Source organism: Candidatus Methylospira mobilis (genome assembly GCF_009498235.1).
Classification (GTDB): Bacteria; Pseudomonadota; Gammaproteobacteria; order Methylococcales; family Methylococcaceae; genus Methylospira; species Methylospira mobilis.
Genome location: NZ_CP044205.1, coordinates 1,646,076 through 1,668,064 on the forward strand (window position 1 = coordinate 1,646,076; position 21,989 = coordinate 1,668,064).

Consider the following 21,989-nt stretch of genomic DNA (forward strand, 5'->3'; position numbering starts at 1 on the left):
ACGACGGCGTGTCGATAGATGTCAATCAGTTTTTCCAGGTTTTTTTCGACGAATCCGAAGAACTGCTGGCGGATATGGAGAGCCTGTTGCTGTCTATCAACGTCGCGTCTCCCGACACGGAAGAATGCAATGCCATTTTTCGCACTGCTCACTCGATCAAGGGTGGTGCCGCGACCTTCGGTTTGAAAGACATGGCGGAAGTCACGCATGTCATGGAGTCCTTGCTGGATAAAATACGCAAGGGCGACATGGTGCTGACTGCAGAGCATGTCGACGCCTTTTTGCAGGCCAAGGATATACTGCGCATGCAGTTGGACGGACATCGCCATAAGCAGCCCGTCGATCAGGAGGCCGCCGCCGATGTGCTGATGCTGTTGCGTGCGCTGTCGACTCACGATATCGTGGATATGGCGCCGACTGCTTCTTTTGCCGTCCAGGACGATGCTCCCCATCAGGAAGTAGACGGAAAATCCACTGCTTCAAACCAGCACAAGCACCGGTTTCGAATCGAGTTGCCGGAGACCCCGGAAGTTGATGTGAAGTCGCTGGGCGAAGAATTGGGCTTGATGGGGAGCATTACTCGCGACGCCTTGCTTGATGGTCGCGCGGTATTCATGCTCGATACCGACGAAAAGCTTGACGATTTACTTGCCATCTGCGCATTTGTTCTGGACCCGGATCAGCTGAGAATCACTGATGCGTCATCAACCGGTGCGGGGGATATCGATGCGAAAAACCCTGCTGCCCACGCCGCAGTATCATCTGCTAACAATAAGGATGAGCGAAATAATGCATCTGTAGCAGGTGCTCAAAAATTTCTTATTAAGTTGCCGAAGATGCCGGAGCAGGATCTCGATGGCTTGATAAATGAACTGGGTATGCTGGGCAGCGTTCAACGTGAACCGCAAGCCGACGGGCATGGCGTTTTGCGTTTGGAAACAACCGAGCCCAGGGACGATGTATTGGCGATCTGTTCTTTTGCTGTCGACGATATTGGACAGGTGACCGTTTCCTTGGACGAAAATCCGGCTGCGAAGTCAGCCGTCAGCAAGGCGGTAGTGGCTGAAGAAGATGATGGCTTCGGGCTGTTTGTACCGGTTAAACCCGCGCCCCAACCGGCCGTCACGAAAGCGCCTGTTGCCGATATCGAGTTTTTCGAGCCGCCAGCCGCCGCGTCGCCGGAACCGGTTTCCGCTGCAGCGCCGGCCAAAAGCAAAGAAAAAGAAAAATCGGCGGTCGCTGCCGCGAAACCTGCTGCTGCACCGGCCAAAGAGGCGCCTGCGCGTGCAGGCGCTTCCGGCGGTGGCGGTAATCTCGAATCTTCGTCGATACGTGTCAATCTGGATAAGGTCGATCAGCTTATCAATCTTGTTGGCGAGCTGGTTATCACCCAGGCCATGATAGCCCAGCATGCGACCGGACTGGATCAAACCGTGCATGAACGTATGGCCAACAGCCTGGCGACGCTGGCGCGCAATACGCGGGACCTTCAGGAAGCCGTCATGTCGATTCGCATGATGCCGATGGATTTTGTGTTTTCACGCTTCCCCCGCATGGTAAGGGATTTGGCCAGCAAACTGGGTAAAAAAGTTGAACTGATTTCCAAGGGCGGCGCCACCGAGCTGGACAAGGGTTTGATCGAGCGTATTGTCGACCCGTTGACCCATCTGGTTCGCAACAGCATCGACCATGGCATAGAGGTGCCGGTTATACGTATTGCGGCGGGTAAACCCGAGACCGGACGGCTTACCTTGTCGGCGGCGCACGTCAGTGGAAATATTGTGGTTGAAGTCGTGGATGACGGCGCGGGGTTGAGCCGCGATCGCATCCTGAAAAAAGCGCGAGAAAGCGGATTGCCGGTAAGCGACGACATGCGCGACGAAGATGTATGGCAATTGATATTCGCACCCGGTTTTTCAACCGCTGAGGTCGTAACCGACGTCTCCGGTCGGGGGGTCGGCATGGATGTGGTAAAACGTAACATCCTGTCCATGGGTGGAAGCGTCGAGATACGTTCGCAACGCGGCCAGGGAACAACTATCGTCATATCGCTGCCGCTTACGCTGGCGATACTGGAAGGCATGTCGATACGCAGCGGCGACGAAGTATATATTCTTCCATTGGCCTCCGTGGTCGAGTCGTTGAAGCCCAGCGCCGACAATATTCGCGATGTCAGCGGCCAGGGGCAGGTATTGCGCGTGCGCGACGAATTTTTACCGCTGGTATTTTTACACGAGCTGTTCAGCATACAGCCGCAGTGCAACTCGCTGTCCGAAGGTATTGCCGTGGTTCTGGAAGCAGACGGAAAAAAAGTCGCCTTGTTTGTCGATGGACTGGTCGGCCAACAACAGGTAGTGGTAAAGAACCTCGAATCGAATTATCGCAAGACGCGTGGTATTTCAGGTGCTACTATTCTCGGCGACGGAAGCGTTTCCCTGATTTTGGACATTGCATCACTGTTGCACGTCGGGGGACAAATGACGCGGAACTATGAACGTTCCATAACCATGCATTGAGAGTTTGCCGGATTATGACGGAAATTGCTGCCAATACTGCTACACAAGCGTCGGTCTGGGGTGTCGGGGAACGCTATGCCGGCGAAGCAGGTACGCGCATGGAATATCTTGCGTTCATGGTAGGGGGGGAGGAGTACGGGGTCAATATCCTAAAAGTGCAGGAAATACGCGGCTACGAAAGCGTTACGCGCATTCCTAATGCGCCGGAGTTTGTCAAGGGCGTCATCAACCTGCGCGGCGTGATAGTGCCTATTGTCGATTTGCGCATCAAGTTTCAGCTAGGGACGCCGACCTATGATCAATTAACCGTCGTGATTATCCTGAATCTGGATGAACGTATCAGCGGTGTGGTGGTGGATAGCGTTTCCGACGTCACAACGCTAATGCCTGAGCAGGTACGCGCCGCTCCGGATTTTGGCTCCAGCATCAATACGCAATACATTATAGGTCTTGGAGCGGTAGATGATCGCATGTTGATACTGCTTGATATAGGCCGTCTGATGACAAGCGAGGAAATGGCGCTTACCGATAGCTACAACGAAGTCCCCACACCAGTCTAGTCTATAACTATAATTAAGCGGGAAGCATGTCCATGAGTTCTTCTACCAAGTCAAGCGCGACTACATTTGCGGGCTTATTCATCGTTCTTGCTTTTGTATTGGGAGCATCCGGACTCTATGGCATTACTGCCACTTCGAAGGGATTGGATACTCTGTATCAGAACCGTTCGGCTCCGTTGCAACGCCTCCAGGAAATAAAGCAATTATTGTTGCAGAACCGGATATCCGTGCAGGATCCGATTTCACTTACCAGTCTGGAAATTCTTACCAACGGCGCCAACGTAACTTTTCGCCTGGATCCCAGCGTCGTAGCTTTTAATGCGCAGGAAATCGAAAAAAATCTTGGCGAAATAACCCGCTTGAAAGATGCTTTTGCCAGCTCAGAGTTGAGCGATTCGGAAAAGGCGTTTGCCGCGACATTCAATGAAGATCATGCGGCTTTTGTGCGCGATGCAATACGTCCCGCCTTGACTGCCTTGCAAAATGGCGCGCCGGAAGAGGTTAAACGCATCATACTGACGCGAGTGCGTCCGCTGTATGAAGTTCTCAGGCAGGACATCGATCGTCTGATCGATCAGGAGCTGACATTCGCCAAAACCGGCTATGCCGCTACCCAGGCCCAGGCAAGCCGGGCTATCACGCTGATTTGTGCGGTGCTGGTTATTACCATAGCGGCGATTATTCTGTTTGCGTTGCGCTGGTCTCGCCGCGTTTCACGTCCGCTGGCCCAGTTTGAAACGCTGCTGCGAGAGATGGCTGGCGGCAATTTCGATAGCGACGCCCTGATTAGCCGTCCGGACGGACAGTTTGCGACAATATTTGACAGTTTGATCAGGCTGCGGCAGCGTATGCGCGAATCTTCGGGAAGCGGTTCCGAGAACGCAGGACTTGCGTTAATGGCGCTTAAAACGCTGGATCGCGTCAATTCCTATGTCATGATAGCCGATCGCGATAATAAAATTCAGTTTGTCAATAAGAGCTTCATAACGTGGTTTACCCCGCACGAGGCGGAAATACGTAAGGATGTCCCCGCGTTTAATGTTTCCAGATTGGTAGGCAGCAATGCCGATATTTTTCACAAGGGGCCGGAGCGCGTCAGGCAAATGCTGGCGTCTATCAACGACCCGGTTAAAAGTGCGATAGAAGTGGGCGGGCGTAAGTTCAAGTTAACCGTGTCGCCGCTGTTTACCGACAAGGGCGAACGTTTGGGCGCCTGTGTGGAGTGGATCGATAATACCGAGCACGCGCAATTCGAACATGTGATGCAGGACGGTTTCGAACGCGTAGTACATGCAGCTACCCAAGGCGACTTTACTCAGCGTGTTGTCGATTTGAAGATATACGGTCCGGTTATGAAAAAACTCGGTGACGGCGTTAACGAGTTGCTTGCGACTACCGAGGCCTGGCTGCACGAGTTTGCGGTATCGTTGCACGCTTTGGCTGAAGGCGATCTGACACGCGAAATGGCCGACGAAGGCGCCGATGTCGGCGTATTTTCCGATATGCTGCGCGACAATAATGAAACGGTCATGCAGTTATCCAAAATCCTGCGTAGCGTCAGATTGACAGCCGATACGATTAAATCCGCTGCATCGGAAATTGCCGCAGGTAACGTCGATCTCTCGCAGCGAACCGAAGAACAGGCGGCCAGTCTTGAAGAAACGGCGTCGAGCATGGAGCAGTTGGCTTCTACCGTTAAGCAGAATGCCGAAAATGCGCGGCAAGCCAACCAGTTGGCGGAAGCTGCATCCTCGGTTGCCATCAAGGGCGGAGAAGTCGTTAGTGAAGTTGTCAATACCATGAACTCGATTCAGGAGAGTTCGCGCAAAGTGGTTGATATTATCAGCGTCATCGACGGCATTGCCTTCCAGACCAATATCCTGGCTCTGAACGCGGCAGTTGAAGCGGCGCGTGCCGGTGAACAAGGACGCGGTTTTGCTGTCGTAGCCAGCGAGGTACGTAACTTGGCGCAGCGTTCCGCCGCCGCCGCAAAAGAAATTAAACAATTGATTTCCGATTCTGTTGAAAAAGTTGAAAATGGAAATCGGCAAGTAGAAGATGCCGGACGCACCATGAAGGAAATTGTGACTTCAGTACGGCGCGTAACCGATATTATGTCGGAAATTTCGGCTGCTTCGGCCGAACAAAGTTCGGGTATCGATCAGGTGAACCTGGCGATTACCCAGATGGACGAAGTAACGCAACAGAATGCCGCACTTGTTGAAGAAGCTGCCGCTGCTGCCGAGTCATTGGAGGAACAGTCACGGGAATTGCACGATATGTTGACTGTGTTCAAGCTGGTTTCGCCGTCCGGCGGAGATCTGCAGTTGGCCCCGCAGCTTCACAAAACGGCTTACTCAGCAAAACAACCCATAAAAACCGCGTCGCCTCCGGCGGTTGTTTCCGCAGCAAAAAGAAGTATTCCTCCGCGGGCATTGAAGCCTTCGTTGTCGAGTAGTAATACACCTGCCCCCACGAGCGGAAAAGATGACGATTGGCAGGAGTTTTGACAAAAACGATTAAGCTGACCGATAGAGTGTGCAATACAGTTCGTTTAGAGGAGTGCGTAGTACAAATTGCAAACTCTTGGTAATAATCCTTGCCCCGTTCGTCGCAGATGCTTAACACCACCGGTTCAGGTCACAGTGTCATTTTGAGAGTAATTCATGGATATCCAGAAAGTACAGGTAGACAGACAGGAGTTTCTGGCATTCATGCTGGGTAATGAAAAGTATGGAGTCGATATACTGAAGGTACAGGAAATCCGCGATTACCAGAATGTAACGCCGATTCCGAATACACCGGCGTTTATTAAAGGCGTGATTAACTTGCGTGGCGCAATTGTGCCGGTATTTGACATGCGACTGAAGTTTAACCTTCCTGAAGCGCCTTACGATCAGTTTACCGTGGTGATCATACTCAATATTCTGGGTAAGGTGGCCGGGATTGTTGTCGACAGTGTTTCGGATGTTGTTACATTGACGCGTGATCAAATCAGTCCTCCACCTGATTTCGGCTCTGAAATTCATACCGAATATCTGGTTGGTGTGGGTAACATCGGTGAACAAATGTTGTTGATTCTCGATATGGATCGCCTGATGTCCAAGGAGGAAATCGATGTGCTGCACGAAGCTTCAAGGGTAGCGGTTTGATAGGCGAATAAACCGGCGCTTACCGAAAAAATGAAGTATAATCAATCGATTATCAGCCCGCTTGATATGAGTGGCCCCGATGGATTCGAGCGTGAATTTGAATTCAATGCACGGGATTTCGGAGAGATAAAAAAGCTGATCTACGAAAGAGCCGGTATTTCACTGTCGGATAGTAAGCAGAGTCTGGTGTATGGTCGTTTGGGGCGCCGATTAAGAGCGCTGGCCATGAGTACATTTTCCGAGTATCTGGCTTACCTGCTCTCGCATGAAGATGAATGGCAGTCGTTTATTAATGCATTGACGACCAATCTGACCTCTTTTTTCCGTGAGCCTCATCATTTTCCGATACTTGCCGATCATGTAAAAAAGCTGGGCAGGGGAAAACAAATCAGTTTATGGTGTTCTGCAGCCTCTACCGGAGAAGAACCCTATTCCATGGCCATGAGCATGGTTGAGTTATTCGACAGTTACAGACCGCCGGTACAAATTGTGGCGACCGATATCGATACTCGCGTATTGGAAACAGCGCAGCGAGGCGTGTATAGTATCGACCGTATCGAAAAAATGTCGCCGGTGCAGGCCAAGCGTTTCTTTCTGAAAGGAAAGGGGGGTAACGAAGGAATGGTAAAAGTGCGTCAGGAATTGATAGACATGATTACTTTCCGTCAGTTGAATCTTTTGGATAATGTCTGGCCGGTTCGCGGACCTCTCGATGCGATATTTTGCCGCAATGTAATGATATATTTTGATAAAATAACACAGAAAAAAATTCTGGATCGTTTTGTGCCGCTAATGGCGCCGCATGCGCTGTTATTTGCCGGACATTCCGAGAGCTTTGTGCAGTTGACCGATGCATTCAGCTTGCGGGGTAAAACCGTATACGAGCTCAAGTCAGCGGAACCAAAAAAATGACGTTTTGCCAACTTACGACGAACATGCGATCCATAGTAAGCAAAGTGTCGGTTCATGCTGGCTAATACGCTTTATTTCGACCGGACTCACGGTTGTGATGCGGTGAAAATATTGCCTGGGCAATACTACGTCAGCGATAAAAACATATTAATTGGCACCGTCTTGGGTTCCTGCGTTTCGGCTTGCATACGGGATCGTGTTGCCGGTATCGGCGGCATGAATCATTTTATGCTCCCGGATTCCGGCGACGTTCATAATCCGATTTCCGAATCTGCACGCTATGGCGCATATGCCATGGAATTGCTGATCAATCAGTTGATGAAAATGGGGGCTGTCAGGGGTAACCTCGAAGCGAAAATTTTTGGCGGTGGCAATGTGCTGCAAAACTTTTCTACTCTTAATGTCGGAGAGAGGAATGCGATTTTTGTGAAAGACTATCTTAGCAATGAAGGTATTCGCGTTCTTTCCGAGGATTTGATGGATAGCTGTGCTCGCAAGGTATATTTTTTTCCACAAACGGGACGTGTTCTGGTTAAACGCCTCGCTACTATCGTTCCATCTATCGTCAACATAGAGAAGGATTATGCGGGCACATTTAAACAAAAAGACCAGCATGCCGGAGACATTGATTTGTTTTGATCGGGAAAGCGGCTAGATGAAAAAAATCAAAGTGCTAGTTATTGATGATTCTGCGCTGATACGCAGTATCATGAAGGAGATTATTAACTCTCAGCCCGACATGGAAGTGGTGGCGGTGGCGCCGGATCCGTTGGTGGCAAGAGATTTGATAAAACAGACCAACCCTGATGTGTTGACCCTGGATGTCGAAATGCCGAAAATGGACGGTCTCGATTTTCTGGAAAAACTGATGCGCTTACGCCCGATGCCGGTGCTTATGGTGTCTTCACTGACGGAGCGCGGCTCCGAGATCACACTGCGCGCGCTGGAACTTGGTGCGGTAGATTTTGTTACCAAGCCCAAGATAGGCATACAGTCCGGCATGTTGGAATATACGGACCTGATCGCGGAAAAGATCAGAGTGGTGGCTAATGCCCGCATTGTGCGCAGGCATGTGGAAAGCCAGGACCAAAAGAATGTGCTGACAGCTCCCGTCGCATCGCGAGGTCAATACAACAGCAGTGAAAAGCTGATCATTCTGGGCGCCTCAACCGGCGGTACGGAAGCCATTAAATCCTTTTTATTGCAGATGCCCCTGGATTGTCCGGGCATATTGATTGCCCAGCATATGCCGGAAGGTTTTACTCAGTCTTTTGCCAAGCGTTTGAATGGCTTATGCAAGGTAGTGGTTAAAGAAGCCGAAGACGGCGAACGCATTCTGCCGGGACATGTGTTTATCGCGCCCGGTCACTCTCATCTGCTGCTGGCGCGCAGCGGTGCGAATTATGTGACAAAACTTGACTCCGGCCCGCCGATTAACCGTCATCGCCCTTCTGTCGATGCCTTATTTTATTCCGCTGCTGAAAATGCCGGAAAAAACGCCGTAGGCGTGATCATGACAGGTATGGGGAAGGACGGTGCGCTTGGTATGTTGGCGATGAAGAACGCAGGCGCTTACAATTTCGCGCAGGATGAAGCAAGCTGTGTCGTTTACGGGATGCCTAGAGAAGCCGTGCTACAGGGCGGTGTAGATGAGGTCGTATCTCTGGACGAACTTCCCGAGCAGGTACTGAATTATCTGGTGACGCATGGCAACCCTGCATTGCGTGTATAAATTTTACGGCATCCGGAAAATTATGGAGTAGTAATGGCCGCAGATCCGAATCTAAGATTCCTTGTTGTCGATGATTTTTCTACCATGCGGCGCATCGTGCGCAGTCTGCTCAAGGAGCTGGGTTACCTGAATGTTGAAGAGGCTGAAAACGGTCAAGCAGCGTTCTCCAAGCTCCAAGGCGGTGGTTTTGACTTTGTAGTTTCAGACTGGAATATGCCGGTTATGGACGGCCTGGAATTGTTGAAGGCCATTCGGGCTGACGCTGCACTCTGCAAAATTCCGGTGTTGATGGTTACGGCCGAGGCAAAAAAGGAAAATATAATTGCCGCCGCACAGGCCGGAGCGAACGGTTATGTGGTCAAGCCATTTAGTGCGGCTACCCTGGACGAAAAGCTGAACAAGATTCTTGAGAAGATGGGGAAGGGTGGGTAACTTGGAAACTCAAGTCTCAGAAATCCAGGAAAACATCAGCAACGACGAGATGCTGATGCGTATAGGGCGGATCACTCGCGATTTACATGATAACCTGCGTATATTGGGTTATGACACCATGCTGGAAAAGGTCGCATCGGAGATTCCTGATGTCAGGGATCGTTTAGGCTATGTGATTCAGATGACCGAGCAGGCCGCGCAACGCGTGTTGAACGCAACTGATTTGTGTTCGCCGTTGCAGGATCAAATCATTAACGGTAGCGGCGATCTATTGGAAGAGTGGAACGCCCTGTTATCCAAACGTAGCCAGTATACGGCGCATAAGGATCTGGCAGAGAAAACCATAGCATTTTTGAGCGCTACGCAAGCGGATGCACAACTTACGCGCCAACAATTGGTTGAGATTATGCTTGCTCAGGATTTTCAGGATCTTACCGGGCAGGTCGTCAAACGCATTACTCAGCTGGCGCACGACATGGAAACCCAGCTGGTAAAGCTACTTGTTGATTTTGCCCCGGAACTTTCTGCGAAATCGGAATCTGGGGATAGCCTGCTGAACGGTCCGCAGGTTGCTACTAGCGGAAAAACTGATATAGTGACCAATCAGGAGCAGGTAGATGACCTGCTGGAAAGTTTGGGGTTCTGAACGGTAAAGTTGTTCCGGTTAGGCTATTTGCCGGCGCTATCCGTGACTGAGCGTTGATGGTGTGGAAGTATCCGTAAACGATAAACCAACTGAAGGAGAGGCAAAATGCAAATTAAAACTGCTGTGTTTGGCGAGCTGTCGATTGATCCGTCTACCGTTATTACGTTCGATAACGGTCTGGCCGGTTTCGAAGACTCCAAACGTTTCACTCTATTTCATAAAGAAAGTGAGGATAAATCTGTTTCGGCAGCTTTCTGGTTGCTGCAGTCCGTAGAACGGCCGGAGTTGCATTTTTCCGTAGCTGATCCAGGCGCTTTTGGTTTTAATTACAGTTTTAAATTGACGGATGAGGAAGTTGCTGCATTGGGGAACGGCTCACCTGATGATGTAATCGTTCTGGTTCTATTGTTCAAGGATGAAGCTGGAAATGTTAATAGCAATATTAAATCGCCATTGATAATCAACACCAAAACTCTTAAGGGTTTGCAGAAAGTACTGGTTTCTGTAGAGCCGACATTGACCATTGTCGAAACCAGGCCGGTGCTCGGGTTTAACGCATAGGGACGACTGTGCAAGCATAAGTTGCCGCGGCCAGTGTAGCGAAAGTTTTTGGCAAAAGGAAGCTTATGCGCATTTTTTTGGTTAATTACATAGTCAATTACGCGTATCGGCATATAAACCCGCGCTTAAGATAAATATGTAAGTGTCTACTCGGAAAGGGAAGCCCAGCGGTTTCCCTTTCGCGTGTTGGGAGCCGTTTTCGCAACAGGATCTGTCAGTTAAGCTTTGAATGATGTTCTGTGGCCCAACCCCGTATTGCGGACGGGTAGGGCGGGCGGAAGCGATGCATGAAACTGAAAATACTAAGGTACTTGCAGTTTCAGGGGGCATTGCTTACCCCGGTTATAAGGGGGCAGACGATACATACCCCGGAGGCCTCCTATAACGCAGGAGGCTTTAGGGATTTAGCTTGGTGCTGTGACTTAATGTGGTTCTACCGAGTGCGGCGATTGCACACCCGGCTGTACAGCTGTAGTTGAGGTGCGTTTTGCTTTCGCGGGGTGATAAAGTTTCTTTCTGATGGCATCAGTAGTTTTGTTAATGGATATTAACCTGCTGTTTATCTGTCTGAACTCGTTTTGGGTTTCTGTCTGAACGGATAGAATATTATGTTGAACAGCAGCCAGATGTTCGTTCAAATCAGAATCAATCTTTTTAACATCAGAACTGACATTGGTGATATTGCCTTCAGCAGTAACCACCCTGTTTTCCAAGGCGTGAACCCTGTCCTGTAACGCATTAAGTTTTTCCTGGGAAGCGCAGCCGACGGCGCCCAAAAGAAAAAGGATTACCAATGAAAGTTTAAACATGCATGTTGCTCCTCAATAAATTGATAAAACACGGTCTTTCAGAAATAAGCCTCTGTCAACATACGATATTCCAATAACAGGGTTACCGATGACTTAATGTTGAACGCTTAATATATTGAAAGCTGGACGATACAAGGCTGTGTCTTTACCCGGACGTTGCTCCTAGCCTAGAATGGCATTATACAACAGCAAAACTACCCAATGTATATAGGTATATAATATATAACCGGTATACATGGTATGTTCCCGCTGGTGCGCATGTCAATATGAGGTTTACCATTCAGCTATGGGTAGATAAAAAAGTAACTGTTAAGAAACACTTGCCAAGTTGTTGACAATCAACGGTGTTTTAAAGTGGTTTTAAGCGCTTTGTTCGGCAGCAACCAGCTTCATACCCAGCTTTTCAGCTCGCTGCGCAAGCTGCCGCACAGCTCTTTCGCGATAGCGTTCTTCATAGTTCTCCTGACGCTGATCGGCATATTCCCCGCCCTTGGTCAGCATCGCATAGATCAATCTCGCCTGCTTGTGTGCCGCCGCTGTCACCGCCCTGGCTTTGTCCATACGTGCGCAAAGGCGCTTAAAACAAGCACCCAAGGCCGATTTGCTGCTGCGTAACCCGGAAGCTGCCCAGTCGTAGCGCTTGTGCCGCCCGCTGTTGGCATAGTATTTGGTTTTACCTCTCATTTACACAGCGGCTGCCGCCACGGAATAATCGGGCTGAAATTCGCTTTCGTGTGCCAGCAGCGCCCAAACAATGCGGGCATTCTTGTTGGCCAGCGCCACCGCTGCGATATTCTTGTTTTGCCTGTCCACTATCCTGCATCACTCGGCAGAGCACGGTCACTGGATACGTCTTCTGTTGCGCCTGAATAAACCCGTACTTTATTCGGCTTCTTTCGCAAAGAAGACTGCGGCCTTTTTTAAGATTTCACGCTCCATGCGTAATTGTTCAATTTCCTTGCGCAAACCAATCAACTCGTCTTGATCCGCCAGATTCAAACCGGAATGGGTCACGGTCGGTTTCTCACCAGTAGGCTTTCGTTCCGCTCGCACCCAACGCCCCACGGCGCTTAACGATATTTCCTGATGATCTGCAGCTTGCTGCTGGCTGTAGCCTTTTTCAAGGACCATCCTCGCGTTTCAAGGACCAGCCTCGCGGCATCCTGCTTAAATTCCAGACTGTATTTGGGGCGCTTGTGTTTTGTCGCGTTTGTCATGGTCACCTCTGCTGACAGTATAAAATCTGTTTTTAGAAGTGTCCGGGCTTATTAAACCATTACATATTGTCGGTCTTTTGGTGTTATATTTATTATAAAAATAATATTAATTTATAATATAAATGTAATTATTGTACGCGGGAAGTTTGTCTCCGGCGTTTGAAGTGGCCGGTTGTTTTTGGTTGACGGTTTTTTGTTGCAGGAGCGGGATGGAAAAGCGCTGCAACGATCGTCAGTGCAGGTAGAGTTTTTTGTCGCGCGGCGTAACGAACCCGCGGGAAAAGGCGTTATGGCTATTTTCGGCGAGGAATTCTCGAACAAGTCATTTTTAATGTATCCGAATTCACATCTTCCGCCGGTAGCCATCGCCGCTGCCCAAAAGCGCGGCTATGATGTTTTTCTGGATTTCCGAGCTGCCGGAAAACAATCGTCCGCCGAGTGCATCCTGCACCAGGCCGGCCAGCCCGTTTTCTGCGATCAACCCCGAAGCGCCCATAATCTGCACGGCATCAAGGCTGGATTGCAAAAATGCTTCGGCGGCGTACAGTTTGGTCTGGGCTGCGGCGAGGGTCAGGCGTTGTCCGGCATCGCATAGGCGTGCGCATTCGCGCAGCCACAAATCCACCGTATCAAGCCGTAATTTCATTTCCGCCAGCCGATGGGCAATGGCCTGATGTTTGCCAAGGTGAACGTCGCCGGAGCGGCGCGTGCGGCTGTATGCCACAGTTTGCTGTAGTTGCCAGTCCATGATGCCGGAGATTCCGGCGAACACGAAAGCGCGTTCGAGTTCCAGCGCCCTCTGCATGATCATGGCGCCGGAGCCGGGTTTTCCCAGAAGGCGGTCCTTGCCGATCGGGCAGGCGTCCAGTGTCAGGTTGCCTGTGCTGCTGCCGCGGCAGGTTTGCAAAGCGCCTACACCGGAGCTGCGGCATCCAGGGTCGTTGCTGGAAACCAGGAATGCCGTTATTTGGCCGTTCAGTTTTGCGTATACCACCAGCCAGTCCGCCATCGGAATGTTGGTGATATAGGACTTGCTGCCGCTTAGCAGAAACCCATCCGCGACCGGATCGGCGCGGCAGGTCATTGCCTGCACGTCGGAACCGCAGTCCGGTTCTGTAATGGCGTGTCCGGCCAGCAGTTCACCATGGATCAGTTGCGGCAATAAGCGTTCGCGCTGCGCTGTGTTACCGTGGTGGAGTATGGGGAAGACCGCGCCCCAAAGATGCGCGTTGATTGCCAAAACCAAGCCGGTGTCGCGACTGGCCGTCCCGAGTTGGCGGTGAATTTCGCAGAGTTTGCCGAAACCGTCGCCGTACCCGCCGTAAGCTTCCGGCAGGGCGTGGCGTAAAATTCCGCTGGAAGCCGCGGCGTGGAAGCGGGACAGTAAATCCGCTTCGCGGTATGAGCCGCTGAAAGGAGCGGCCGGCAGATCGGGCTTGGCAGGGTTTTCAGCGCTCATTAATCGTTCTCCAGCAGTGTGCATATCTGTAAATAATCCACCTTGCCGTTGCTGAGGCGCGGCAGCATGTCCAGCACCAGATAACGGTAGGGCTGCATATAAGACGGCAATTGTCGTTGAACATGCTTGCGTACCTCATGGAGCGTCAGCGGTTGTTCAAGAACCAGAGCGGCTGCAGGGTGCTGTCCGGTTGCAGACGCATGCAAGCCGACTACCGCGCAGGCGGCTACCCCGTCCAGTCCGCACAGAACGGTTTCGATTTCTGCCGGTTCTATGCGGTATCCCGAGCACTTGAGCATACGCCCCAAACGGCCATGAAAGCTATATTCGCCGCGTTCGTTTCTGCTCACCCGGTCTCCTGTCGGGTACCAGCCGGCGCTGTTCAGCGCATTATGCAAACGTCCTTCGCTCCAATAGCCGCTTAGCAGCGCGGGTCCACGCACCCATAATTCGCCGTTGCCGGGCTCTATTTCCAGCACGGCCCCGCAGGCAGGCAGGCCGATAGGGATAGCCGAAAGCGGATCAAGAAGGCTGCGCTCCACCGGCCAGCAGCAGCAAACGTTGGTTTCTGTGGGGCCAAACAGATTATATAGCGCCGTATGGGGCAGGGCGTTCGCCAATCGCAGTAAGTCAGGCGTAGGAAAGATTTCTCCGGCGAACAGCAGAAAACGGAAATCCGGCGGTTTTTTGGTCAAATTCCCTTTGTAGGCTAGAAACGACAGCAGGGATGGAACGGTATACCAGCCGCTGATTTTTTGTTCCTGCAGCCAGGCTCCGAGACGTGCCGGCGCCAGAAAGAAATTCGAAGGGACGAAGTGCAGGCTGGCGCCACGGCCAAGGACTGCATACAGATCGAAAGTGGATAAATCGAAGAAGAACGGCGCGCTGCTTGCGATGCGGTCGCAGGGGCATAATTTTACCAGGCCGGCCGCCCAGGCCGCAAAAGCCGCAACTGCGCCGTGGCTTAGCGCCACGCCTTTGGGATGGCCGGTTGAGCCGGACGTGTAAAGTATCATTGCCAGGTCGGATTCGAGGATTTTGACGTCGAACGGCTGGGCAGGCGGACAGAGATCGATGTTAAACCATGGCGTTCCTTCCGCAAGGTCCTGTGGCTGATCGCCCGAGCCCAATACCACCGCAGCACCGGCATCCTTGATGATAAAAGCGCGCCGTTCCGGCGGATTTTTAATATCCAGCGGAACATAGCAGACGCCGGCAAGCAGTGCGCCGAACAAGGCGGCCGCCGCGGCAATTCCTCGTTCCATCTGTATGGCTGCGCGCTGACCGGGCCGGACGCCCATGGCCTGTAAAGCCGCTGCTATCGCATACGCCCGTTCCAGTAGGGTCGCATAGGTGATTTGCTTGTCGTTTTCCGCCAAAGCGATGGCGTCGGGCCGGACCATGCATTGATACAGCCAGGGCGTCAACAGCATAGCGATTATGCCGATTCGCCCAATAGTTCCGCATCCATGAGGGTCATGAGCCGTTCCATCCTGTTTTCGTCGATTGCGGGGTGCAGGTAGTTGTAGGATAGGACGACCTGTCCGTTTATCTGTCCGGTCAGCAGAGCCAGTCCGGGAGGGAGCGTAACCCAGCTCAAATGAAACATGCTCTTGACTGCCGCTGTCAGGAACGCGGTATTTTCGAAACGAACCTCGCCAAGATCGGAAAACCAGCACGAACTCAGCTCGCCACCGCTGTGTTGTTTGCGCAGTTGCCGGGCGTAGCGGCGAGGAGAAAGATATTGCCCCAGCCACATCAGCGGAAGATAGGCGAAGTCGAGTTCCTGGCGTACTGTCTGCCGGTATTGATCCAGCAAATGCTGAAACAGTTCGCTTCTGTTCCGCGCTTGTTCGCGCGTTGCCTGAGCGAACAGACAACCTATATGGTTGCCGAATAGCGGCGTCGAGGCGTTCTGTTTTCTCAAGTTGAACGCATAGGGGATGCAATAGCCGGCTTTGGGGACAGGCGGGCCGGCCAATTCCATGGCGCGCATAAAGCAGCCTATGGTGTATAGCGATTTGCCGGCAAGACCGGTATGACGTAAGGCCAGGCGGAAAATTACCGCGGATTGCTCCGGGCTGTAGCGGCGCACGCGCAGGCGCAAGGTTTGCGCGCCTTGCTCCATCGTGGTGGGGAGACTGCTGTCGAGGCTGTTGGCGCGCGCATTGTGGCGTATGGCCTTGAACATCAGCCGTATCGTTTTCGACAAGCCCCAACTCGATAATTTTTGCAGAACCAGTGAGGACGAGTTCTGCAGCGCGTCCGGGTTGCCGCGGTTCAGGAAGTTCAGCAGCATCTGTCCTCCGCGCGCATCAAGCAACGGATGCATCCAGCAGAGCATGAGCGCACCGCCTTTTTCTTGTTCCAGCCAGTGAAAACTGAGCGGTTGAGTCGTATCCATGGAGGCGGGGCGATTGATGATTTCCAGCGCGCGTTGCCGGCAAAAAGAGGCGGCGTCCTCGTTCGGAGGGCATGGCTCGCACTCCAGCTGCAAGCGGCGCGTCGTAGCGACCCAGGCGTAATGGTTGCCGCGCCGTTCCATGCGGGCAGTGGCTTGCGGAAAATGTGCGGATAAAATATCCAGCCGCTGTTGTAAAAGCAGCAGGTCCGGCACCGAGTCCAATTCCAGTACAAATCCGCAATAGCCGCCCGGCATGCCGGCGTTACGGATTTCCTGATCCAGTACGAAAGTGAAATAATCTGCGGGATTGAATCGGACAGGAACCGTAGCGTCTTTCAGTTGAGCCGGGATTTTGTTATCCATAGTTCCAGTGCGTTCAGCGTACGGACATTGTCGGGTTCTATCTCCGTATCCGGCAAGGTTACCGCAAAGGTTTTTTCCGCGAACATGATCAGCCGCATCAATCCCATGCTGTCCAGGCCGGCTTCCAGCAAGTCGTCGCCGTCGCTGAAAACGTCAGGATTATCGTGATGGATGATTTCGGAGAAAATAAAACTTTTCAGTTTATCTTTCATGTGCCGGAGGTCTCAAACGGAAAAGTGGATGGATTTTAATTAATCATGGCGTAAGTCGGCTGTAAAAGGCAGCGCCGTCATGCCCCAACGCGGAACCGCGTCGCAGTAAGCTGTATAGGCGGGGCCAAACCGTGCACGAAGTACGGGTTCTTCATACAGCAAAACCAAAAGATGGAGCGCCAGTCCGACGCCTCCCGTGTAGACAAGCAACACACCCTGTTGAAAAAACAGGTTTTCCGCCAACAGTATAAGCAAAATACTTAAAAACATGGGATTACGCGTCCGCCGATATAATCCGGTCAGCACGAGCTTTTCCGGCGCGTCAATAGGCGCAGGAGTGCCGGCGCCTTGCACGGCAAATTCCCTTACGCAAAGGCAGTAGCCGGCGATGCCCGCGAGCATAATCACCATGGCGGGTAGCGCAAGCGCCGCTTGCGGGGCGGGACTAGTTTTCCACGTGAAGGTGATGAGCTGATAGGGCACAAAAACAGTAACCATTCCAGGGATCAGCGCCGTAAACAGCAGTATTTTAGTGACCAGAAGCATGTATACAACCTATATACTGTTTACTATTGAGGGGCTTGCAAAGCGCATAAAAGCGAGCGGAAATTAGTTGCAGGAACGGCAGAAAAAACTAACCTGCCCCTATAATGATAAAATAGAAGCGTCTAAAATCCAGTCTTATCAAAGATATGAGCATACTGCGGGATACGTTATCACAGACATGGCTGATTATACAAGTACGGTAGGTTGGGGTGAACGACAGGAACCCCAACGCAAACCCCGGTAGGGGGCGGTTCGTAAATCAACGGAGTTATTGTCTTATCCGAAACTGTCTTTCCGGATGTGCTCCTGCCAGTTTTTGGCGAGATGCGCTTCCTGCGCATGGTCCGCATTCATCGGCGTTTCGCCGGTGGTTGTTGCGATCAGGCGTTTATCGGCGGTGGTGCGCGCATAAACGCCGGTGATTGATATTGCGTAATCGGGCGCCAGAAAGCTGTAGCAATGGTTGATCAGCGACGGAGGCGACGGCGTGCGCTCGTTCAGCAGGTTGACGATGGCGAGCGCGCAGATTTTGGCCTGGGAGTTGGCTGAAAAAGCCGATTTCGGCATCGGATAAGCGATGCAGGCGTCGCCGATGACATGAACCCTAGGCAGTAAAGTCGATTCGAAGCTGTCGAAATCGACAGGACACCAGCCGCCTGCATCGCTCAGTCCGTTTTCTTCGGCGAAACTCCCGGCTTTTTGCGGGGGTATCACGTTCAGCACGTCGGCGCGATGTTCATTGAAGTGCGTGGTAACTGTGAGCGTATCGACGTTAACTTGCTCGATCAGGCCTTCACTTTCGGACGGCAGCCATTCGATCATGCCGGGATACAGCGTTTTCCAGCCTTCGAAAAATAACGCCTGTTTGGAGAATTGGGTTTTCGCGTCGAGGATAATAATTTTCGAGCGCGGTTTGCAGCGCTGCAGATAGTTGGCGATCAGCGACGCGCGTTCGTAAGGGCCGGGCGGGCAACGGTAGGGGGCGGCGGGAACGGTCAGCATCACCACGCCGCCGTCCGGCATGGCGCGTAACTGGTTGCGCAGCAGCATGGTTTGCGGCCCGGCTTTCCACGCGTGCGCCACGCGTTGGCTGGCGGCAAAGTCGTAGCCCGCTATCGCATCCCAGCGAAAATCGATACCGGGTGCGACCACCAGTCTGTCGTAATGCAGTTTGCCGCCGTCCTTAAGCGCCAAAACGCGGTTTTTGTTGTCGATGCGCGCGGCTTGCGCCGTTACGACTTCGATTTCGGCATTCTGCCGCAGATGCGCGTAATCGATTGCCAAATCGTCGAGTTTGCGCCATCCGGCCAGAACTTCGTTCGATCCGGGACAGGACAGATTACGCGGATTCGGTTCCACCAAGGTGACCCTGATGCCGGGATCGAGCAGGCGGATATATCGTGCTGTTGTCGCGCCGCCATAGCCGCCGCCAACGACTACGACGCGTGCTTTGCTTGTTGCGGCTTGCTTCGCAGGCGAGGCGCTGCACGCGCTCAGTCCTAACAGCGCGCCCAGCTTCAGGAATCCGCGGCGGTTCAGTTTCCGGGTCATGGCGATACGGGCGCTTGGCGGCTTAGGTAGTCAGCCATTTTTTGCAGCTCGGATTCATCGTAGCCGCGCGCAATCCGGTTCATGATTGATGAGACGCGTTTTCCGCTTTTGAAATCGATCATCCTTTGTATAAAAACCGGTGCTTCCATGCCGTCAAGACGTGGTAAACCGGACACCCCGGTTTGTGTTCCGTGACAACCGCTGCAGGCGAGCGTCAGTGCCGCGGCGTCAGCGGGGGCATGAACGCTTTCCTGAGTTGCTGCGCCTGCGAGTACCGGCAACAGCAGCACGCTGCAAAACAGCAAATGTTTCGTTTCAATGTCGCTCATGTTGTGTTACCGCAGCGTTCAGTCTAATGGCGAAGACTAATTGAAACAGAATTGCGTATACTAGTCACCGGTTTTATACAGGCCGGTCTTCAGTTGATCAGGCCTTTTTCGTTTGGGTCGTGGAGCAGGAAATGTCTGAAATTGAATATGAAGTACGTGAGCAGGATTTGGTGGCTTTTAACGAGTACCAGCTGAACGGTTCCAGCGCCGTTAAAAAGATTTTGCGCATGCATCGGGCAACGGTGCCTGCGCTTATCGTTATTACCGCATTAAGCATCTATTTTTACTATAAGGATCTTGCTTCCGCGCTTTATGTCGGCGGTGCGGGACTGATATGGGCGATTGCTGTTCCGTACTATTTTCGCTGGAGCTGGCGCAAGCAGATACAAGGGCGATTCACGGCTGAAATGAAAGCGGTAGTGTGCGGCGCAACGACATTGCGTATTACCCCGGAAGGCTTGGTGGAGCTGCGTGGCGGCGTGCAATCGAAACTACCCTGGCGCGAACTTCTGCGCATAGAGCTGACTCCCCGTTACGCCTTTATTTTCACCGACGTCGATAGCGCTGTTATTGTGCCTCGGGAAACATTGACGCGCGGCGATCTGCAGCAGTTTGTGCGCTCGGCGGACGCCTACATTGAAAAGGCGTCCTGATCTCGTTGCCGGGTTGAGATCATGATACGTTTGAATGAGCTGTCGCTACGGCGCGGCGTGAAATCCCTGCTGGAAAATGTCAGCCTGACGGTGCACGACGGGCAAAAAGTAGGGCTGACCGGCGCCAACGGCGTCGGCAAATCCAGTCTGTTCGGGCTGTTTCTAGGGGCTCTGCAGCCGGATACCGGCACGCTGGACTTGCCCCCGCATCAGGTGATCGCGCATGTGGCTCAGGAAACGCCGCCGGACAGTCGCGCCGCGCAGGAGTACGTGCTGGATGGCGATCATGAATTGCGCGACGTTCAGCAGCGCATGGAGGTGATCGATCCCGGGCAGGACGGTCTGGCTTATGCGCATCTGCAAAGCCACTACGAGGCGATAGGCGGTTATACCGCCAATGCCCGCGCCGCGCGGCTGCTGCATGGGCTGGGGTTTGCTCCGGGCGACGAACTGCGCAGCGTCAGCGAGTTTTCCGGCGGCTGGCGCATGCGCTTGAATCTGGCGCAGGCGCTGATGTGCCGTTCCGATATCCTGTTGCTGGACGAGCCGACCAACCATCTGGATATCGATGCGGTGATCTGGCTGCAGGACTGGCTGCTTGCCTATGCCGGGACATTGGTGCTGATTTCACATGACCGCGATTTTCTCGATGAAGTATGCGATCACATCATACATATCGAAAATCGCAAGGCGACGCTGATCACCGGGAACTACAGCGCGTTCGAACTCCGGCGCGCGGAATTGCTGTCGCAGCAGCAATCGGCCAGGGAAAAGCAGCAGCGCGAAATCGCGCATATACAATCCTACGTCGAGCGCTTCCGCGCCCAGGCCACCAAGGCGCGGCAGGCGCAGAGCCGGTTGAAGGCTCTGGCGCGCATGGAGCTCATTGCGCAGGCGGAGGCGGACTCTCCGTTCGATTTTCATTTGCTGCCGCCCTCGAAGCTGCCGCGTCCGTTATTGCGTTTCGATCAGGTCGGCGCCGGATACGGAGCGCGGATGCAACTGGACGGCGTCAGTTTCACGCTGTCCCCGGGCGACCGCATCGGCTTGCTGGGCGCCAACGGCGCGGGCAAATCAACCTTGATCAAAGCCATGGCCGGCGTACTCGACATTCAGCAAGGAAAACGGGTTGCCGCCCAGGATTTACGCATCGGTTATTTTGCCCAGCACCAGATCGAACAGCTCAGTCTGGATGAAAGTCCGCTCTGGCATGTGCAGCGTTTGAATCCTGCTGCGACCGAAAAGGAATTGCGCAATTTTCTGGGCGGGTTCAATTTTCAGGGCGATCAGGCCCTGGCCTCGATCGCGCCTTTTTCCGGAGGCGAAAAGGCGCGTCTGGCCCTGGCGCTGCTGATTTATCAGCGTCCGAATCTATTGCTGCTGGACGAGCCGACCAACCATCTCGATCTGGAAATGCGCGACGCGTTGAATCGCGCGCTGCAGGATTTCGAAGGAGCGCTGGTGTTGGTTTCTCACGACCGTTATCTGTTGCGCAGCGTAGCGGACCAGTTCTGGTGGGTAGTCGATCACCGTTTGCAGCCCTTCGACGGCGATCTGGACGATTATCGCCGCGTATTGGCCGAGCATCGGCGCGCGATGCAGGACAGCGCGGCATCAGCCAAAAAAACGGACCCGGCACGGCGCGATCAGCGCAAGCCCGACGCCGGGCAGCGCCAGCAGTTGCGGGCGTTGCAACAGGTAGTGGATCGCGCGGAGCGTGAGGTGGAAAAACTGACGCAAACCCGTTCCGAGCTGGAAACCGAGCTGGCCGATCCCGCGCTTTATCTATCGGAGAACAGGGAGCGCATGCAGCGGATCGTACATAAAAAGAACGAAATCGACAGTCAGCTCCAGGATGCGGAAAACCGCTGGCTTGAAGCCGGCGAGAAACTTGACAATGCTCAAACGGCATTGCAGGATGCTTGAAACCTTGTA

At 52.9% G+C, this 21,989-nt stretch carries 22 protein-coding genes and 1 pseudogene; 12 read left to right on the forward strand and 11 right to left on the reverse strand.

All coding sequences use genetic code 11. The features are described from left to right. The first annotated feature begins 8 nt into the window (after nucleotides 1-8). From F6R98_RS07265 to fliW, 10 genes are all read left to right on the forward strand, one after another. Nucleotides 9-2,516 (forward strand): chemotaxis protein CheW, encoded by a 2,508-nt coding sequence (locus F6R98_RS07265; RefSeq protein ID WP_153248439.1) that lies wholly within the window; start codon nucleotides 9-11, stop codon nucleotides 2,514-2,516. 14 nt (nucleotides 2,517-2,530) lie between these two features. Then, entirely contained in the window at nucleotides 2,531-3,076 is a 546-nt protein-coding gene (locus tag F6R98_RS07270) for a chemotaxis protein CheW (RefSeq protein ID WP_153248440.1), read from the forward strand. 32 nt (nucleotides 3,077-3,108) lie between these two features. After that, nucleotides 3,109-5,586 (forward strand): methyl-accepting chemotaxis protein, encoded by a 2,478-nt coding sequence (locus tag F6R98_RS22615; protein WP_194270179.1) that lies wholly within the window; start codon nucleotides 3,109-3,111, stop codon nucleotides 5,584-5,586. Nucleotides 5,587-5,742: 156 nt separating this feature from the next. Then, entirely contained in the window at nucleotides 5,743-6,228 is a 486-nt protein-coding gene (locus F6R98_RS07280; RefSeq protein ID WP_153248442.1) for a chemotaxis protein CheW, read from the forward strand. Nucleotides 6,229-6,258: 30 nt separating this feature from the next. Next, nucleotides 6,259-7,140 (forward strand): CheR family methyltransferase, encoded by an 882-nt coding sequence (locus F6R98_RS07285; protein WP_228125151.1) that lies wholly within the window; start codon nucleotides 6,259-6,261, stop codon nucleotides 7,138-7,140. 54 nt (nucleotides 7,141-7,194) lie between these two features. Beyond that, a complete protein-coding gene (cheD, locus tag F6R98_RS07290; RefSeq protein ID WP_153248443.1) occupies nucleotides 7,195-7,779 on the forward strand; it encodes a chemoreceptor glutamine deamidase CheD in 585 nt (194 codons plus the stop codon). Nucleotides 7,780-7,795: 16 nt separating this feature from the next. Further along, on the forward strand, nucleotides 7,796-8,872 hold the full coding sequence (locus F6R98_RS07295) for a protein-glutamate methylesterase/protein-glutamine glutaminase (RefSeq protein WP_153248444.1): 1,077 nt from the start codon (nucleotides 7,796-7,798) through the stop codon (nucleotides 8,870-8,872). Nucleotides 8,873-8,905: 33 nt separating this feature from the next. Then, entirely contained in the window at nucleotides 8,906-9,304 is a 399-nt protein-coding gene (gene cheY, locus F6R98_RS07300) for a chemotaxis response regulator CheY (protein WP_153248445.1), read from the forward strand. Nucleotide 9,305: 1 nt separating this feature from the next. Continuing rightward, nucleotides 9,306-9,950 (forward strand): protein phosphatase CheZ, encoded by a 645-nt coding sequence (gene cheZ / locus F6R98_RS07305; RefSeq protein WP_228125152.1) that lies wholly within the window; start codon nucleotides 9,306-9,308, stop codon nucleotides 9,948-9,950. A gap of 105 nt (nucleotides 9,951-10,055) precedes the next feature. After that, a complete protein-coding gene (gene fliW, locus F6R98_RS07310; RefSeq protein WP_153248446.1) occupies nucleotides 10,056-10,511 on the forward strand; it encodes a flagellar assembly protein FliW in 456 nt (151 codons plus the stop codon). 422 nt (nucleotides 10,512-10,933) lie between these two features. On the opposite strand, the gene F6R98_RS07315 is transcribed toward fliW, so the two are convergent. From F6R98_RS07315 to F6R98_RS07365, 11 genes and pseudogenes are all read right to left on the reverse strand, one after another. Further along, complete coding sequence (locus tag F6R98_RS07315; protein WP_153248447.1) at nucleotides 10,934-11,320, reverse strand: hypothetical protein; 387 nt, start codon at nucleotides 11,318-11,320, stop codon at nucleotides 10,934-10,936. A gap of 360 nt (nucleotides 11,321-11,680) precedes the next feature. Next, entirely contained in the window at nucleotides 11,681-12,004 is a 324-nt protein-coding gene (locus F6R98_RS07320) for a hypothetical protein (protein ID WP_153248448.1), read from the reverse strand. After that, nucleotides 12,005-12,136, reverse strand: a pseudogene (locus F6R98_RS07325) (IS110 family transposase); the annotation flags it as partial. Between the two features lie 66 nt (nucleotides 12,137-12,202). After that, nucleotides 12,203-12,451: a hypothetical protein gene (locus tag F6R98_RS07330; protein ID WP_153248449.1), complete on the reverse strand. Its 249-nt coding sequence runs from the start codon at nucleotides 12,449-12,451 to the stop codon at nucleotides 12,203-12,205. Nucleotides 12,452-12,880: 429 nt separating this feature from the next. After that, nucleotides 12,881-13,996 (reverse strand): acyl-CoA dehydrogenase family protein, encoded by a 1,116-nt coding sequence (locus F6R98_RS07335; protein WP_153248450.1) that lies wholly within the window; start codon nucleotides 13,994-13,996, stop codon nucleotides 12,881-12,883. Further along, nucleotides 13,996-15,429 carry an AMP-binding protein gene (locus F6R98_RS07340; RefSeq protein ID WP_153248451.1) on the reverse strand — a complete coding sequence of 478 codons (1,434 nt, stop codon included), beginning with the start codon at nucleotides 15,427-15,429 and terminating at the stop codon, nucleotides 13,996-13,998. The genes F6R98_RS07335 and F6R98_RS07340 overlap by 1 nt, the downstream gene beginning before the upstream one ends. A 5-nt stretch (nucleotides 15,430-15,434) precedes the next feature. Continuing rightward, nucleotides 15,435-16,763 carry a hypothetical protein gene (locus F6R98_RS07345; protein ID WP_228125153.1) on the reverse strand — a complete coding sequence of 443 codons (1,329 nt, stop codon included), beginning with the start codon at nucleotides 16,761-16,763 and terminating at the stop codon, nucleotides 15,435-15,437. Further along, entirely contained in the window at nucleotides 16,736-16,975 is a 240-nt protein-coding gene (locus tag F6R98_RS07350) for an acyl carrier protein (protein ID WP_153248452.1), read from the reverse strand. The genes F6R98_RS07345 and F6R98_RS07350 overlap by 28 nt, the downstream gene beginning before the upstream one ends. A gap of 39 nt (nucleotides 16,976-17,014) precedes the next feature. Further along, a complete protein-coding gene (locus tag F6R98_RS07355) occupies nucleotides 17,015-17,521 on the reverse strand; it encodes a methyltransferase family protein (RefSeq protein ID WP_153248453.1) in 507 nt (168 codons plus the stop codon). Nucleotides 17,522-17,797: 276 nt separating this feature from the next. After that, nucleotides 17,798-19,072: an NAD(P)/FAD-dependent oxidoreductase gene (locus F6R98_RS07360; RefSeq protein WP_153248454.1), complete on the reverse strand. Its 1,275-nt coding sequence runs from the start codon at nucleotides 19,070-19,072 to the stop codon at nucleotides 17,798-17,800. Beyond that, nucleotides 19,069-19,401, reverse strand: a complete 333-nt coding sequence (locus F6R98_RS07365) for a c-type cytochrome (protein WP_153248455.1) — start codon at nucleotides 19,399-19,401, stop codon at nucleotides 19,069-19,071. The genes F6R98_RS07360 and F6R98_RS07365 overlap by 4 nt, the downstream gene beginning before the upstream one ends. 131 nt (nucleotides 19,402-19,532) lie before the next feature. On the opposite strand from F6R98_RS07365, the gene F6R98_RS07370 reads away from it, so the two are divergent. Further along, nucleotides 19,533-20,054: a YcxB family protein gene (locus F6R98_RS07370; protein WP_153248456.1), complete on the forward strand. Its 522-nt coding sequence runs from the start codon at nucleotides 19,533-19,535 to the stop codon at nucleotides 20,052-20,054. Nucleotides 20,055-20,075: 21 nt separating this feature from the next. After that, on the forward strand, nucleotides 20,076-21,980 hold the full coding sequence (locus tag F6R98_RS07375) for an ATP-binding cassette domain-containing protein (RefSeq protein WP_153248457.1): 1,905 nt from the start codon (nucleotides 20,076-20,078) through the stop codon (nucleotides 21,978-21,980). Nucleotides 21,981-21,989: the final 9 nt, after the last annotated feature.